Source organism: Kitasatospora sp. NPDC059571 (assembly GCF_042735675.1).
Classification (GTDB): Bacteria; Actinomycetota; Actinomycetes; order Streptomycetales; family Streptomycetaceae; genus Kitasatospora.
The window spans coordinates 1-15478 of sequence record NZ_JBHWBW010000157.1 but is presented as its reverse complement, the minus strand read 5'-3'; the positions used below and the strand labels follow the sequence as shown (position 1 = coordinate 15478).

The 15478-nt window shown below is 74.3% G+C and carries 11 protein-coding genes, 1 tRNA gene, 1 pseudogene and 1 riboswitch; of the genes and pseudogenes, 3 read left to right on the top strand and 10 right to left on the bottom strand.

Going from position 1 to position 15478, the window contains the following annotated elements; all coding sequences use genetic code 11:
* A pseudogene (locus tag ACFV0G_RS19095) lies at positions 1 to 748 on the bottom strand (hypothetical protein); the annotation flags it as partial.
* 286 nt (positions 749 to 1034) lie between these two features.
* On the opposite strand from ACFV0G_RS19095, the gene ACFV0G_RS19090 reads away from it, so the two are divergent.
* A complete protein-coding gene (locus ACFV0G_RS19090) occupies positions 1035 to 2288 on the top strand; it encodes a hypothetical protein (RefSeq protein ID WP_380548698.1) in 1254 nt (417 codons plus the stop codon).
* A 21-nt stretch (positions 2289 to 2309) separates the two neighbouring features.
* On the opposite strand, the gene ACFV0G_RS19085 is transcribed toward ACFV0G_RS19090, so the two are convergent.
* Positions 2310 to 3734: an MFS transporter gene (locus tag ACFV0G_RS19085; RefSeq protein ID WP_380548695.1), complete on the bottom strand. Its 1425-nt coding sequence runs from the start codon at positions 3732 to 3734 to the stop codon at positions 2310 to 2312.
* A 97-nt stretch (positions 3735 to 3831) separates the two neighbouring features.
* Positions 3832 to 4146, bottom strand: coding sequence for a DMT family transporter (locus ACFV0G_RS19080; RefSeq protein ID WP_380548692.1), 315 nt, complete (start codon positions 4144 to 4146; stop codon positions 3832 to 3834).
* Between the two features lie 51 nt (positions 4147 to 4197).
* Positions 4198 to 4257: riboswitch (guanidine-III (ykkC-III) riboswitch) on the bottom strand.
* 217 nt (positions 4258 to 4474) lie between these two features.
* Between ACFV0G_RS19080 and ACFV0G_RS19075 the strand changes: the two genes are divergently transcribed.
* A tRNA-Cys gene (locus tag ACFV0G_RS19075) sits at positions 4475 to 4546 on the top strand.
* A 32-nt stretch (positions 4547 to 4578) separates the two neighbouring features.
* Here the strand turns inward: ACFV0G_RS19075 and ACFV0G_RS19070 are convergent.
* From ACFV0G_RS19070 to ACFV0G_RS19040, 7 genes are all read right to left on the bottom strand, one after another.
* Entirely contained in the window at positions 4579 to 6153 is a 1575-nt protein-coding gene (locus ACFV0G_RS19070) for a hypothetical protein (protein WP_380548689.1), read from the bottom strand.
* A gap of 169 nt (positions 6154 to 6322) precedes the next feature.
* Positions 6323 to 8590 carry a xanthine dehydrogenase family protein molybdopterin-binding subunit gene (locus ACFV0G_RS19065; protein WP_380548686.1) on the bottom strand — a complete coding sequence of 756 codons (2268 nt, stop codon included), beginning with the start codon at positions 8588 to 8590 and terminating at the stop codon, positions 6323 to 6325.
* Positions 8587 to 9888, bottom strand: a complete 1302-nt coding sequence (locus tag ACFV0G_RS19060) for a (2Fe-2S)-binding protein (RefSeq protein WP_380548683.1) — start codon at positions 9886 to 9888, stop codon at positions 8587 to 8589. The genes ACFV0G_RS19065 and ACFV0G_RS19060 overlap by 4 nt, the downstream gene beginning before the upstream one ends.
* Positions 9885 to 10751: an FAD binding domain-containing protein gene (locus tag ACFV0G_RS19055; RefSeq protein ID WP_380548700.1), complete on the bottom strand. Its 867-nt coding sequence runs from the start codon at positions 10749 to 10751 to the stop codon at positions 9885 to 9887. The genes ACFV0G_RS19060 and ACFV0G_RS19055 overlap by 4 nt, the downstream gene beginning before the upstream one ends.
* Positions 10752 to 11112: 361 nt before the next feature.
* Positions 11113 to 12750, bottom strand: a complete 1638-nt coding sequence (locus tag ACFV0G_RS19050; RefSeq protein WP_380548679.1) for a beta-N-acetylhexosaminidase — start codon at positions 12748 to 12750, stop codon at positions 11113 to 11115.
* Between the two features lie 78 nt (positions 12751 to 12828).
* The gene (locus ACFV0G_RS19045) at positions 12829 to 13110 is read right to left on the bottom strand and encodes a DUF3039 domain-containing protein (RefSeq protein ID WP_380548676.1); all 282 of its coding nucleotides are present in this window, start codon (positions 13108 to 13110) and stop codon (positions 12829 to 12831) included.
* Positions 13111 to 13164: 54 nt separating this feature from the next.
* Complete coding sequence (locus ACFV0G_RS19040; RefSeq protein WP_380548673.1) at positions 13165 to 13734, bottom strand: YqgE/AlgH family protein; 570 nt, start codon at positions 13732 to 13734, stop codon at positions 13165 to 13167.
* 318 nt (positions 13735 to 14052) lie between these two features.
* Here ACFV0G_RS19040 and murA point away from each other — a divergent pair, with 318 nt between their 5' ends.
* Positions 14053 to 15393, top strand: coding sequence for a UDP-N-acetylglucosamine 1-carboxyvinyltransferase (murA, locus tag ACFV0G_RS19035; protein WP_380548670.1), 1341 nt, complete (start codon positions 14053 to 14055; stop codon positions 15391 to 15393).
* Positions 15394 to 15478: the final 85 nt, after the last annotated feature.

The following is a 15478-nucleotide window of genomic DNA, read 5'->3' as shown; positions in this document are numbered from 1 at the left end:
GGGGTGCCGCGGTGTCCGGGGCGCCGGCCAGGGCGTCGTAGAAGGTGATCCTGGCGGCGGCCAGCCGGCCGTGGATGCGGGCCTCGCGGCGCTCGGCGCGGGCCATCCGCCGGGGCCTGGAGGTGTAGCGCCAGCGGGCCCAGGGGCTCTGCGGGCGGGCGAGCCGGACGGCGCCGACCATGGCGAGCGGGGGCAGCATCACGCCGAGCAGCCCCGTCCAGAGCTTGCCCTTGAACAGCGTCACGGCGACCAGGAGCAGCAGGATCGCGGCGCCGACCAGCTGGCCGACCGTCAGCCGGGCCTTGAAGCCGCCGAGCGGGAGCTCCCCGAGCAGGAGCAGGCCGATCAGGGCGACCGCGAGGACGACGGCGTCCACGGACTTGCGGCCCTGCTCGCTCCAGTAGACGTCCTCCAGGTGCAGGACGAGGGCGAACTCGTCGAGGACCAGTCCGGCGCCGATGCCGAAGCCGACGGCGAGGACGTTCCACAGGGCGCCGCCGTTGCCGCGCACGGTGAACGCGCCGACGCCGCAGATCAGGACCAGTGCCTGACCGAACACCACGTGGTGGATGTGCAGGCCGCCGGGGGTGACGTTGCCCGGCCACCAGCTGGTGCCGCGCCGGATCATCCGGACGCTGAACCGGATGAACAGGAAGGACCCGATCAGTCCGACCAGCAGGAGGAAGAGCGGTTCCCGGCCGGTCTCGACGATCCGCTCCCGGTACGCGTCGAGCACCGACTGCCACATGGGTGCGGGACCTCCGGGGCGCGCAGGTTCGGCGGATCCCTCCATGTGACGGCCGCTCAGGGGGCGCGTGCCAGCGGTCCGCACGCCCCGTAGGCCGAACGGGCGATCGGATTCCCCGGTCCGGACCCGATCACCCGTCCGACCGCCCCGCCTTCACGGGTGACACGGGCGGGCCGTGCCATGCTGTGGGCCGACCCGCCCTCCCGGACCCGTCGATCCGACTGTCGGACTGTCAGCTCGTCCGGACGCCCGCCCGCGCTCGGACCCGACCCGAACGGACACGACCTTGGACGCTCTCTCCCGCCGGACCCTGCTGACCGCCGGGGCCGCCACCGCCGCCGCCCTCGCGGCCGGCTGCGCGAGCGACACCGGCACCGCCGGCGGACAGGCGGCAGCACCGCCGGCCCGGGCCTCGGGAGGCTCCGGCACCCCGACCGCGACGCCGCAGCCGCCGGCCACCCTGATCGGCGACGGGTCCACCTCCGACACCGGCCCGCAGCCGCACCAGCCCGAGCCGGAGGCGCTGGAGCCGGGCCAGACCCCGCCGCAGTTCGTGGTCTTCTCCTGGGACGGCGCGGGCGAGCTGGACAACCAGCTGTTCAGCCGGTTCCGCAAGCTCGCCCGGGACCACAACGCCAAGATGACGTTCTTCCTGAGCGGCATCTACGCCCTGCCGGAGGGCAAGAAGGACCTCTACCACCCGCCGCAGCACCCGATCGGCGCCTCCGACATCGGCTACCTCAGCAACGAGCACGTCCGGGCCACCCTCCAGCAGGTCGGCGAAGCGTGGCTGGAGGGCCACGAGATCGGCACCCACTTCAACGGGCACTTCTGCGGGCCGACCGGGGGCGGCCGGTGGTCGCCGGAGGACTGGGACAGCGAGATCCAGCAGGCGATGGACTTCGTCATGAACTGGCGGACCAACACCGGCTACACCGACCTGCCGGCGCTGCCCTTCGACTACCGCAAGGAGCTGATCGGCGGGCGCACCCCGTGCCTGGAGGGGCAGCGCGGCCTGCTGCCGACCGCTGCCAAGCGCGGCTGGAAGTACGACAGCAGCGGCCCCGGCGGCCTCCAGGTCTGGCCGCAGAAGTTCCAGGGCGGCGCGCTGTGGGACATGCCGCTGCAGTCGATCCCGTTCCCCGGGCACAGCTTCCAGGTGCTGTCGATGGACTACAACATCATGTACAACCAGTCCGGGGCCACCACCAAGGGCGACGCCGCCAAGTACGACGGCTGGCAGACCCAGGCCCGCGACTCCTACCTGGCCGGGTTCCAGCGGGCGTACACCACCAACCGGGCCCCGATGATCATCGGCAACCACTTCGAGCAGTGGAACGGCGGCATCTACATGAACGCCGTCGAGGAGGCGCTCAAGCAGATCGCCGACAAGCCGGACGTCCGGCTGGTGAGCTTCCGCCAGCTGGTCCAGTGGCTGGAGGCGCAGGACGCTGCGGTGCTGCGCAAGCTCCAGACGCTGGCCCCCGGGGAGTCGCCGGCCGGCGGCTGGCGGAGCTTCCTCGGCGGCGCCGGGTCCTGACCGCCGCCGGGGCGGCCGGACTCACCCCGCCGGGCGGGTCCGCCCCGACACCAGGGCGCCCACCAGCGCCACCCCGGTCATCACCAGGAAGATCACCGCGAACGCCCCGCCCGGGGCGTGCCCGCCCTGGGCGGCGGCCGCCGAGCCACCGCCCAGCGCCGCGAACAGCACGCCGGCCAGACCGATCAGCAGCACGTTGCCGAGCGCGTCGCTCAGCTGGATCGCCGCCGAGTTGGCGCCGGTGTCCTCGGGCGCCGACAGCTTCATCATCAGCACGCTGATGCTCGCCACCGCCAGGCCCATGCCGACCCCGCCGACCGCCCAGGCCGCCGCGGCCGTCCAGACCGGCACGCCCGGGACGAGCACCAGCGCGGCACCCGCGATGGCCACCGCGCACAGCACGAACCCGACCCGGATCAGCGCGTCCCGGTGCCGCTCCGCCCGCGGCCGCCCCTGCAGCCAGGAGCCGAGCGCCCAGGACAGCCCGCCGCTGGTCAGCGTCATCCCCGCCAGCGTCGGGGACAGATGGCGCTGGGTCACCATCATCAGCGGGACGAACGCCTCCGCCGCGAAGAACGCACCCGCCGCGACCCCGCGCAGCAGGATCACCGTGGGCAGCCCGCGGGCAGCCCGGAGCGTGCCGGCCGGCAGCAGCCGCAGCACCGACGGCACCAGCAGGCCGGCCCCCAGCAGCGCCGGCACCAGGCCGAGCAGGTCCAGCCGCTGACCGGCGTACTGGAGCAGGCCCGCACCGAGGGCGGCGAGGGCGGCGCACCAGGTGCGGCGGCGGTCGAAGGCCACCCGCACCTGCTGCGGCTGGGCCCGCTCGGAGCGGCGCAGCGCCGGGCCCATCACGGCGAGCGGCAGCAGGATCAGCACCGGCACGGCCAGGAAGACCCAGCGCCAGCCCAGGTGCTGGGTGACCGCGCCGGAGACCACCGGCCCGACGATCGAGGGCAGCACCCAGGCGGCCGAGAACGCGGCGAACACCGACGGCCGCAGCCGTTCCGGAAAGGCCCGGCCGACCACCACGTAGAGCGCGACGATCACCAGGCCGCCGCCGAGGCCCTGGATCGCCCGGCCCGCCACGAACGGCCACATGCCTGCCGCCGTCCCGGCCACCACCAGGCCGGCCCCGAAGACCGCGATGCCGGTGAACAGCGGCGCCAGCGGGCCGCTGCGGTCGCACCACTGGCCGGAGACGACCAGCGCGAACAGCGTCGTGGTGAAGTAGCCGGAGAACGCGAAGGCGTACAGCCCGAGGCCGTCCAGCTGGCGGGCCGCCACCGGCATCGCGGTGTTGACCGCGGTGGCCTCGAAGGCCAGCAGCAGCACCACCGAGACGATCCCCAGGGTGAGCGCCCGGTACCGGCCGCCCAGCACGCCGCCGCCGTCGTCGGGCGGGGCGGGGGCGCGGTCGGGTCGGGTGGCGGGGGTGGTCGTCATGGCAGCCATCGTAAGGCCCGCGGAGCTGTGTGACTCCTGACTTTCGACCGGGGGAGACTCCGTCCGCGGACGTAGGACCCACGGGCCGCAGGGGCGGTCAGTGCAGCACCTTCAGGCCGACCGCGCCACCGACGATCAGCAGCAGGCAGCTCACCCGGGCGGCCGTCAGCGCGTCCCCCAGCGCCGCGATCCCGTACAGCGCGGTGCCGACCGCGCCGATCCCCACCCAGACCGCGTAGCCCGTCCCCAGCGGGATGCTCCGCATCGCGTACGCCAGCCCGCCCATGGACAGCGCCAGGGCCACCGCGAAGAGCACGGTCGGCAAGGGCCGGGAGAACCCCCGGGACGCCTCCAGGGCGACCGCCCACACCGTCTCCAGCACACCCGCCACGATCAGGACCACCCAGGCCACGACGACTCCTCCGCAGTAGCGGGCGGCAGCTCCTCGCGCTGCCGCCTCCGTACTGCGCCGTCTTGTCGTGCCGGGTACGACGCACCTCGTCCGGGGCGATCCCTCGCCTGCTTCGAACGTAACACACGACGACACACAGAATTCATACTCGGATATTGACGCGCCCCGGGCGGCGCCCCATAAGATGAATTCATCAGCGGTCAGGAAATCGACGACAGGAGTCGGCCATGAACAGGAAGACGGTGGCGATCAGCGCGCCCCGCACCTGTGCCGCCTGTTGTCCGTGCCCCCACTGCGCCTGAGCGCAGACAGCCCGCACCACCCTCCCGGCCGTGTGCCCGAGTGGCTCAGGGGACCGACTGCAACTCGGTTTACGTGGGTTCGAATCCCGCCACGGCCTCTTTTCCGAATTCCCGCAGGAATTGCTCAGGCTCAGTGCAGGCCCGGCACGCGGGAGCGGAGGTCCGCCGCCCACTCCGCCTGGAACTGCTCCACCGACCGGCCGGTCGCGGTGGCGATCTCCTGCTGGTAGTTCTTCGGGTCCGTGTAGTGGGCGGCGACGAAGGCGAGCGCCTTGTCCTCGCCGTACGTGGCGGCCAGGTAGCGGACCGCGTCCGCGCTCAGCGTGTAGTTGGCGCTGCGCTGCCGGGCCTTGTCGGAGTAGAAGTCGGCCACCGGCGGGAGCCCGACGGGGGCGGCGTAGCCGTGCAGGGCCGCCTTGGTGTCGGCGGCGGCCGCGGCGTCGCGGCCGCGGAAGGCCATGTAGTCGGCGAAGCCCTCGACCACCCACATCTGGGTGCTGGCCATGTCCTTGACCAGCGCGACCTCGGTGCGGAACGGCTCGACGATCGCGTGCGCCATCTCGTGGCGGCCGATCTCGCTGACGCCGTCCTTCCAGTTCTTGCCGGTGAAGCGGCTCTGCGCGGTGTCCATGACGATCCGGGAGCCGCCCGACTCCTCGTGCCTGGCGCCGTACGCGACCACCGGCATGTTGACGCCCGCCTCCAGGCGGTCGTTCTTGCGGCCGTCCCCGGCGTACAGCTTGTTGTACACGTCGCGGTTCTTCTCCAGGACGACGAAGAAGCCGCGGCCCGCCGACCGGCCGCCGGAGGTGGCGGGGCCGGCCTTCCGCCAGGCGGCCAGGTCGTCCTGGGCGGCCCGGTCGAGGATGTCGGCGTCCCGCGCCACCTCGCCGCCCTGGGCCTTGTCGGCCACCACCACGAGGTTGCCGCGGACCGCCACCGCGAGTTCGCCGTAGAGGTCCCACGGCCCCGGGTAGAGGGCGGTGTTCGACGAGGAGTCGCCGGCCACGTCGGTGATCACCCGGTCGTCGGCCCCCGTCCCGGTGGCGGCGGCGGAGGCGGTGGCGGTGCCGGTGACCCCCGTCCCGGCCACGTGCCAGGTGTACTCCTCCGGCAGCGGCAGCAGGTCGACGCCCTTGACCTGGTGGACGAAGGTGACGGGCAGTTCGCCCGTCACGGTCGGGGCGGGCGCCCGGACGACCCACTCCGCCTTGTCCCAGGGGATCCTGACGAGGTTGCGGAAGGTCCTGCGCTGCTTCTCGCGCAGCTGGGCATCCTTGAAGGGCTTGAGGAACGCCTCCTCGTCCTTGGCGGCGAGCGCGGCGGTCATGCCGTCCGCGACCTTCTGCCAGGCGGCGTGCGGATCGGGCCGGTTCGCCGCGTACTCGTGCTGCTTCTGGACGTTGCGGACCACCAGCACGACGAGGACGCCCAGCAGCGCGAACACCACACCGAGGCCGATCAGCAGGATCCGCAGCAGCGGGCGGCGGCGCTGCGCCGGGTCGGGACCGCCCGCCGGCGGCCCCGCCTGCCAGGGCGGCGGACCGGCCGGGCCCTGCGGCGCACCGGGGAAGGGCGGCTGCCCGAAGGGCCGCGGCACCGGCGGCGGTCCGGCCTGCGTCGGGAAGGCCTGGGGCGGGAAGCCCGCCGGCGGGCCCGGCGGCGGGAACTGCTGAGGCGGGAACTGCTGAGGTGGAACCGACATACCACTCCCCCGATGTCTTCGACCTGTCGCGTCAGCCGCTGCGGCCGTGCGACAGGCCCGGGGGCGCGCCGCACCCCCGGGTCCGGGCGGCGATCACGGGGGAGAAACCTAGCACCCGCCGAACCGGTTCAATCGAACAGTTCGGCGGGCGGGGCGGTCGGACGGGGGGTCAGGCGACGATCGCGTCCTCGGGGAGGATCGGCAGCCGGCCGACCGGGAGGCCGGTGGCGGCGCGCACCGCGGCGGCGACCGCCGCCGGGGCGACCACCGCCGGGACGGCACTGACCGCCTTCGCCCCGAAGGTGGCGACCACGTCGCGCTCCTCGATCAGCGCGGCGATCCGGATCTCCGGGGTGTCCAGCGCGGTCGGCAGCCGGTAACCGGTGAGCGACGGGCCGAGCGGGCGGCCGCCCTCGGTCCGCAGGTCCTCCAGCAGGGCCAGACCCACGCCCTGGGCGACCGCGCCCTCGATGCGGTCCTCGATCTGGCGGGGGTTCAGCGCCCGCCCGACGTCCTGGGCGACCGTCACGTCGACCACCCGGACGGCGCCGAGCTCGATGTCGACGTCCACCACGGCCCGCATGGCGCAGAACGCGATGGAGACGAACGCGTCGCCGTGCCCGTTCTCGTCCAGCGGCTCGGTCGGGTGCGGGCGGCACTGCGCGGTGGCCCAGAGCTCCTTGCCCTCCAGCGCCTCGGTCACCGGCATGCCGAGCACCCCGTCGTACGAGGTGATCTTCCCGTCGGCGATCGACAGCAGCTCCACCGACATGCCGAAGTTCGCGGCGATCGGCTGGAGCAGCTGGTGGCGGACCATCAGCGCGGCCTTCTCCACCGCACCGCCGGACACCCAGGTGTGCCGGCCACGGGCGGACGGGCCGGCCGGCGGCTGGTCGGAGTCGGCCGGGGCGATGTAGACCTCGGAGACGCCGAGCACGCTCTGCACGATCTGCCGGGCGAGGGTGGCGAAGCCCTGGCCGGCGTCGACCGCGGCGCAGATCACGGTCGCGTGGTCGCCACTGACCCGGACGGTGGCGGTCGAGACCTCGTCGTCGCCCTCGGCGCCGAGCATGTGGACCATGCCGACGGCGTAGCCGATGCCGCGCCGCACCGCCGACGGGTCGCCGGCGCCGCCCGGCCCGCCGGGCAGCATCCAGTCGCCCTCCGGGGCGTCCAGCGGCAGCGCCGGCAGCGGCAGCTCGGTGACCGCGTCGAGCAGCGCGGCGACCGGCGCCGGGCAGGTGACCGCCTGGCCGGTCGGCAGCGGGTCGCCGGTGGCCATGGCGTTGCGGCGGCGGATCTCCAGCGGGTCGACGCCGACCTGCTTGGCGAGCTGGTCGAGCTGGGACTCGTAGGCGAAGCAGGTCTGCAGTGCGCCCTCGCCGCGCATCCGGCCGGCCGGCGGGTTGTTGGTCCGCACCGCCCAGGCGTCCACGAAGACGTTGGGGCAGGTGTACGGGCCGACCGAGAAGGCCGTGGCCGCCGCCAGCGCCTCGGCGGAGACGTCCGCGTAGGCGCCGCCGTCGAGCAGGATCTGCGCCTCGACCTTGACCAGTCGGCCCTCGGCGTCGGCGTGGTGGCGGTAGCGCAGCAGCGCGGGGTGCCGGGAGGTGTGGGTGTGGAAGGACTCCTCGCGGGTGAGGGTCATCTTCACCGGCCGGCCGGTGCGCAGCGCGAGCAGCGCGAGCACCACCTGGAAGGAGAGCGCCTCGCGGTCGGTGGCGGCGCCGGGGACGCCGGTGACGACGGTGCGCACCCGGTCCGGGTCGAGGCCGAGGCAGGCGGCGGCGCGGTCTCGGTCGCCGTGCGGGTCGGTGGTGGACAGGTGGAGCTCGACGCCGCCGTCGGGCCGGGGCACCGCGAGGCCGGCCTCGGCTCCGATCGGGGCCGGGTCCTGGCGGCCGACCTGGTAGAGGCCCTCGACGACGATCTCACCGACGGCCTCCGGGTCGCCGGTGCGCAGCGGGAGGTGCCGCAGCAGGTTGCCGTCGGGATGCAGCGGCGGGGCGTTGAACGCGGCCTCGGGGTCGGTGACGGCCTCCAGCGGCTCGTACTCGACGACGATCAGCGACGCGGCGAGCCGGGCGGTGTCGGGGGTCTCGGCGGCGACGGCGGCGATCGGCTCGCCGTGGTGGCGCACGACTTCGGCGGCGAGCACCGGGCGGTCGCCGGCCGGCGGGCAGGAGGCCAGGTCGGTGGCGGTGACCACGGCGTGCACGCCGGGCAGGGCGAGGGCGGCCGAGGTGTCGACCGAGACGATCCGGGCGTGCACGTGCGGGGAGCGGAGCACGGCGCCCCAGAGCAGCCCCTCGGCCCACAGGTCGGCGGCGTAGGGGTAGATGCCGAGCGCCTTGGGCAGGGCGTCGGTGCGCAGCGGGGAGGTGCCGAGGCCGAACGGCTCCGCGGCGGGCGCCGGCGCGTCGGTGGGCGCGGTCATGCGTTCTCGTCCTCGGGAATGGTGCTCCCCCCGGCCGAAGGCTGGATGAGGATGCCGTGGGCGGGGGTGGTGCCGTCGTACACGGTGCCGTCGTAGCCGGGGATCCCGTGCACGGGTGCGGCGTGCGGGTCGTGGCCGGGGGCGCCGTAGCCCGGGACGGCGTACCCGGCGCCGGCCTCGTAGCCGGGGTAGGGGGCGGGCGTCCCGTAGACCGGGGTGCCGTGCGGCGGGGTGGGGGTGTACCCGCCGTCGTGGGCGGTGCCGTGGGCGGGGGTGGGGATGTAGGGCGTGCCGTGCGCCGGGGTGGCGTCGTGCGGCGGGCCGTCGTGGGCGGTGCCGTGCGCCGGGGTGGCCTCGTACAGGCCGGTCTCGTACGTGGCGGGGTCGTAGCCGCCGCCCGGGTGGCCGCCGTGGTCGGCGCCGGGGTGGCCGGTGCCGAAGGGGCCGCCCTGGGCCGGGATGTAGGGCGCCTGCTGGCCGTCCTGCGGCGTCCCGTAGTAGCCGGGCTCGTAGACCCCGCTCTGGTGGGCGGTGTGCGGCCCGGGCGCGGCGGCCGGGGGGTGCGCGGCGGCGTACTGGTCGGCCTCGACCCAGAGTTCGGAGTCGGCGTACAGCGGGAGCTCGCCGGCCAGCGGGAGGTCGGCGGCGGACTGCTGGCCGGCCGGGCGGGCCGGCGCGGGCGCCGGGGCCGGTGCGGCGGTGGGCTCGGTGCGCTCCTCGGGGGCGCTCTCGGCCTGCTCGGCGGCGGTGGCCAGTTCGGCCTCCAGCTCCGCCTCGCGGGCCTGGGAGACGCTCTGCACGGCGGCGAGGACGCCGCGGTAGCCGGTGCAGCGGCAGAGGTTGCCGCAGAGCGCCTGACGCGCCTCCACGTCGCTCGGCCGGTGGTTGCGCTGGAGCAGGTCGTGGACGGCCATGGCCAGGCCGGGGGTGCAGTAGCCGCACTGGACGGCCCCGGACTCGGCCAGCGCCTGCTGGACGTCACTTGCGGTGCCGGCGCCGGAGAGGCCCTCGACGGTGGCGATCTCGCTGTCCGCGGCGAGCGCGGCGGGCACCAGGCAGCCGGCCACCAGCTGGCCGTCGACCTGGACCGAGCAGGCGCCGCACTCGCCCTGCTCGCAGCCGTCCTTGGCGCCGGCCAGGCCGAGCCGCTCGCGGAGCACGTACAGCAGGCTCTCGCCGATCCAGGCGTCGGTGACGGGCCGCTCGAAGCCGTTGACCCGCAGCGTGTACGAGGCGACCGGGCGGACGTCGCCGAGGGCGTCGTGCGCGAGGCCGGGGTCGATGGAGTCTGTGGTCACGAGAGCGCCCTTCCCAGTGCCCGGCGGGCCAGCACAGCCACGGTACGCCGCTGCCGGACGAGCACGGCGGCCGACCCCTCGCCCACGCCCTCCAGGGCGGCGTCCGGGATGCACGCGCCGGCGACGTAGTCGCCGAAGGCGGCGAGCGCGGCCGGGTCGATGGCCTGGGCGCCCTCCTCGCCGCGGGCGTCCCAGTCGATGCAGCCGGCCACCCAGGCCTCGGCCTCCAGCGGCCGCAGCGGGACGGGGGCGACGGCGCCCACGGCGCAGCGCACGCCGCGCCGGGCCGGGTCGAGGACGACGGCGACCGAGGCGGTGCCGCGGGACGGGCCGCCGCGGCCGGTGGCCTTGAGGAAGACCTGCGGGGCGTGCAGCAGCGGGACGCGGACCCAGGTGAGCAGCTCGCCGGGGCGGATCGGGTCGAGGCCGGTCAGCAGGTGGCCGACCGGGACGTCGCGCAGCGAGCCGGCCCGGGTGAGGGTGGCGGTGGCCTCCAGCGCGGTGAGCACCGGGAGGGTGTCGCCGGCCGGGGCCGCGGTCGCGATGTTGCCGCCGAGGGTGCCCACGTTGCGGATCTGCGGCGGGCCGGCGGTGCGGGCGGCGTCGGCGAGCGCGGGGATGAGCGCGGCGAAGTCGGGGCGGTCCATCCGGGCGTGGGTGAGTCCGGCACCGAGGACGGCGGTGCCGCCGTCCTCGTAGCGCCAGCCGCGCAGCTCGGTGATCCGGCCGAGGCCGATCAGGGCGGCCGGACGCAGGCGCCCGGCGTTGACCGCCTCCATGAGGTCGGTGGCCCCGGCCACCGGGACGGCGCCCGGGGTTTCGGCCAGCGCTTCGACGGCCTCGTCCACCGAGGCCGGCAGCATGATCGTCCGGTTCACCAGGATTCCACCGTGCTCCACTTGCCCATCGCCTGCCCGGCGCCGGCCCTGCCGTCGGCCGCGGCGCCCCGCGGTACTGCGGCCTGGCCCGTAGGGTACGGGCGACAGCACCGGGTTGGGCAACTCTGGCACACAATCCTGGATGATCACTTGCCGGGTGGCAGGCCGCCGGGCCGCATACCGGACGTATCCGACCACGTTGCGGCTCTGAGCGGAACCGTTCCGCTCAGATGTTCACCGGAAGGTGACGTGGGAGGGCGCTCGGCGGGCCGCCGTGCACCCGGCCGCGACCCCGCCGCCCTCGTGAAGGCGCACGGCGGGGCCGGGCGGGGCGGACGGCCCGCGGTCAGCCGATCGGGCGGCCGGCGACGCCGGGCCACCGCTGCCACGGGTGCGGGCCGCCCGGCGGGCGGTACTCCACGCCGAGCGCGTCCAGCCGGCGGTAGTGGGCGGCCATCCGGCGCTCGAAGTCCGGGTAGTCCCGGCGGGCCGGGTCGCGCGGCAGGCCGGACCAGGCCACCTCGGCGAAGGCCGCCAGCCGCGGGAACGCCCGGTAGTCGATGTCCCGGGCGCTCGCCATGAACTCCGTCCACAGGTTGGCCTGGGTGCCGATCACCCGGTCCGCCGCCGCGCCGTCCAGCTCCGGCGGGACGGGCTCGAAGCGGTAGACGTCCTCCAGCGTGCGGACGTACCCGACCGGGATCGGCTCGTCCGCGCCGGGCGCCTGCCGGTGGTCCAGGTACACGTGCTGCTCCGGGCACATCACCACGTCGTGCCCGGCCCGGGCGGCGGCGATGCCGCCCTCGTAGCCCCGCCAGGAGGAGACCGCGGCGCCCGGGGCGAGGCCGCCCTCCAGGATCTCGTCCCAGCCGATCAGGCGGCGTCCGCGCTCGGCGAGCCAGCGGTCGAAGTGCCCGATGAACCAGCTCTGCAGCCCGTCCTCGCCGGCCAGGCCGAGCTCGGCGATCCGGGCCTGCGAGGACGGGCTGGCCTTCCACTGCTCCTTGGGGCACTCGTCGCCGCCGAGGTGGACGAACTCGGAGGGGAAGACCTCCAGCACCTCCTCCAGCACCTCCTCGAAGAAGCGCAGGGTGGTGTCGGAGACGTTCAGCACATTGGGGTTGATCCCCCAGTCGGTCCACACCCCGAGCCCGGCGGTGTCCACCACGTCGGTGTTCCCGAGCTCCGGGTAGGCGGCGATGGCAGCCTGGGCGTGCCCGGGCAGGTCGATCTCCGGGACGACGGTGATGTGCCGCTTCGCGGCGTACGCGACGATCTCGCGCAGGTCGTCCTTGGTGTAGAAGCCGCCGTGCGGGCGGTCGTCGCGGCGGTCCGCGCTGCGGAAGCCGACCATCGAGCGCTCGCGCCAGGCGCCGACCGCGGTGAGCCGCGGGTGGCGCTCGATCTCGATCCGCCAGCCCTGGTCGTCGGTCAGGTGCAGGTGCAGCACGTTGAGCTTGTGGACGGCCATCAGGTCCAGGAAGCGCAGCACGTCGGCCTTGGGCAGGAAGTGCCGGGCGACGTCCAGCAGCACCCCGCGCCAGGCGAACCGCGGGGCGTCCTCGACGGTCGCGTGGGCCGCCGCCCACTCGGCGCCGGGCAGCGGCGCGCGGCGGTAGATCTGCGGGCCGAACAGCTGGCGCAGGGTCTGCGCCGCGTAGAACAGCCCGGCCCGGCCGCCACCGCGCAGGTAGGCGCCGTACTCGTGGACACCGAGGACGTACGCCTCGCGGCCCTTGGCGGCGCGCAGCTCCGGGTCGAGGTCCAGGTGGATGTCGTGGGCCTCGCCCCCGCGGCGGTCGCCGGGACGGCGGGCGTCGAAGGTGAAGCCGGTCGCGGCGGAGAGCTCGGCCCTGAGCCAGCGGGCGACGCCCTGGGCGCCGTCGGCGGCGGTGATCCGGCTGGTCGGCCGGAGCCGGAAGCTCCACGGGTCGGTCTCCGGCCGGTAGTGGGCCACGCGGCTCGGGGCGGGGATGAGGTCCATGCGGGCCATCCTGCCCCGCTGCCCCCGCATTGGCATAGACCAATCGAGGGGGCGGCGGGAAGCTCCCCGGAGCGGGGGCTAGGACTGCTTGTCGCCGTCGCCGTCGCCGCCCTGGCCGAGACCCTCGAAGATCTCCTTGCACATCGGGCAGACCGGGTACTTCTTGGGGTCGCGGCCGGGGACCCACACCTTGCCGCAGAGTGCGACCACGGGGGTGCCCGACAGGGCGCTCTCCATGATCTTGTCTCGCTGGACGTAGTGCGCGAAGCGCTCGTGGTCGCCGTCCCCGTGGGACACCTGGGGAACGGGCTCGACCAGGGTGCCGGTGCCGAGTCCGCGCTCGGGCTCAAGAGTGCTCATGGGTGCCAAGTCTATGGGGGCCGCTCCGAAGCGGGCCAGTACGCCGGGCGGGGCTCAGTTCAGCGCCGGGTCGTCCGGGTAGGTCGCCAGCAGCGCGAGCGGCCCGCGCTGGCGGCGCAGCACCGAGCGCCACAGCCGCTCCGGCTCGGGGCTGGAGACGTCGCCCGGCTCGCAGTCCACCAGGTGCCAGGCCCCCTCCTCGATCTCCGCCTCCAGCTGGCCGGGCGACCAGCCCGCGTAGCCGGCGAAGACCCGGAGCGCGCCCAGCTCGCCCACCAGCACCTCGGGCGGGGCCTCCAGGTCGACCAGGCCGATCGCACCGTGCACCCGCCGCCAGCCGATCGGCTCCCCGTGCCCCGGCTCGCCGGGCACGACGGCGATCGCCAGCGCCGAGTCGAGGGCCACCGGACCGCCCTGGAAGACCACCGGGGGCTGCCCGGTCAGGTCCGCCCAGCCGTCCAGCACACTGGCCACCTCGACCGGGGTCGGCCGGTTCAGGACCACGCCGAGGGCGCCCTGCGCGTCGTGGTCCAGCAGCAGCACCACCGCCCGGGCGAAGTTCGGGTCGGTGAGCACGGGCGTCGCGACGAGCAGTCGGCCGGTGTGGGAGAGCGCCGCGGTCATGCCCACATGATCCCCCAGTACGCGCCGGTACGGGCAACCAACACGAAACCTCCCCGAGCCGGTGCCGCGGCTCGCCGACACCGCTGGTCACAGCGCTGCGAACCACCCGAACGGCGGCATCGCACCCCCGCCGAAAGGCCGTCCCGACCCCCTCCGCAGCATGATCACCAATAGGGCACACGGGAACCAATCGCCCACCCTCTACCATCTATGGATGGTGGAAGGCCTTTCGCCGGTGGTGAAAGTCCTTCCACTCGTGTTTCCCCTGCGCTCCTTGCAGCCGATCACCCCCCTGCGCACACCCGGATTGCGAGAACGATGACCGACGACGTCCTGCTGGTTCACGGCGGTAACCCGCTCGAAGGCGAGATCCAGATCCGCGGTGCCAAGAACCTGGTGCCCAAGGCCATGGTCGCCGCACTGCTCGGCCAGGGCCCGAGCAGACTGCGCAACGTCCCGGACATCCGCGACGTCAAGGTCGTCCGCGGGCTGCTCCAGCTGCACGGCGTCACCGTCCGCACCGGCGACGAGGACGGCGAGCTGATCCTCGACCCCTCGCACGTCGAGAGCGCCAACGTCGCCGACATCGACGCGCATGCGGGCTCCTCGCGGATCCCGATCCTGTTCTGCGGCCCGCTGCTGCACCGCCTCGGCCACGCCTTCATCCCGGGCCTGGGCGGCTGCGACATCGGCGGCCGGCCGGTCGACTTCCACTTCGAGGTGCTGCGCCAGTTCGGCGCCACCATCGAGAAGCACCCGCAGGGCACCTACCTGGTCGCCCCGCAGCGCCTGCACGGCACCAAGATCGAGCTGCCCTACCCGTCGGTCGGCGCCACCGAGCAGGTGCTGCTCACCGCGGTGCTCGCCGAGGGCGTCACCGAGCTGCGCAACGCCGCCGTCGAGCCGGAGATCGTCGACCTGATCTGCGTGCTGCAGAAGATGGGCGCGATCATCTCGATGGGCACCGACCGCACCATCCTGATCACCGGTGTGGACGAGCTGGGCGGCTACAACCACAAGGCCCTGCCGGACCGCCTGGAGGCGGCCTCCTGGGCCTGCGCGGCGCTGGCGACCAAGGGCGACATCTACGTCCGCGGCGCCCGCCAGATCGAGATGATGACCTTCCTGAACACCTTCCGGAAGGTCGGCGGCGCCTTCGAGGTGGACGACGAGGGCATCCGCTTCTGGCACCCGGGCGGCGAGCTCAAGGCCATCGCGCTGGAGACCGACGTGCACCCCGGCTTCCAGACCGACTGGCAGCAGCCGCTGGTCGTGGCGCTGACCCAGGCCAACGGCCTGTCGATCGTGCACGAGACGGTGTACGAGTCCCGGCTCGGCTTCACCGGCGCGCTGAACCAGATGGGCGCGCACATCCAGCTCTACCGCGAGTGCCTCGGCGGCACCCCCTGCCGCTTCGGCGCCCGCAACTTCCGGCACTCCGCGGTGGTCTCCGGCCCGTCCAAGCTGATCGGCTCCGAGCTGATCATCCCGGACCTGCGCGGCGGCTTCTCGTACCTGATCGCGGCGCTGGCGGCCGAGGGCACCTCCACGGTGCACGGCATCGACCTGATCAACCGCGGCTACGAGAACTTCATGTCCAAGCTGCGCGACCTCGGTGCCCACGTCGAGCTGCCGAACGGCGCGCTCGTCGAGGCCTGACGGCCCGCTCCGGACGCGAGACCGCCCGCGCCCCCCCGCGGGGGGGGGGGGTCTGGAGTAAAAAAAACAACACCCACACACACTC

Coding starts and splice junctions, on each gene's coding strand:
- ACFV0G_RS19085 (WP_380548695.1), bottom strand. CDS start 3,734: ATGACGACCACCCCCGCCACCCGACCCGACCGCGCCCCCGCCCCGCCC.
- ACFV0G_RS19070 (WP_380548689.1), bottom strand. CDS start 6,153: ATGTCGGTTCCACCTCAGCAGTTCCCGCCTCAGCAGTTCCCGCCGCCG.
- ACFV0G_RS19065 (WP_380548686.1), bottom strand. CDS start 8,590: ATGACCGCGCCCACCGACGCGCCGGCGCCCGCCGCGGAGCCGTTCGGC.
- ACFV0G_RS19055 (WP_380548700.1), bottom strand. CDS start 10,751: ATGCTGCCGGCCTCGGTGGACGAGGCCGTCGAAGCGCTGGCCGAAACC.
- ACFV0G_RS19050 (WP_380548679.1), bottom strand. CDS start 12,750: ATGGACCTCATCCCCGCCCCGAGCCGCGTGGCCCACTACCGGCCGGAG.
- ACFV0G_RS19045 (WP_380548676.1), bottom strand. CDS start 13,110: ATGAGCACTCTTGAGCCCGAGCGCGGACTCGGCACCGGCACCCTGGTC.
- ACFV0G_RS19040 (WP_380548673.1), bottom strand. CDS start 13,734: ATGACCGCGGCGCTCTCCCACACCGGCCGACTGCTCGTCGCGACGCCC.
- murA (WP_380548670.1), top strand. CDS start 14,053: ATGACCGACGACGTCCTGCTGGTTCACGGCGGTAACCCGCTCGAAGGC.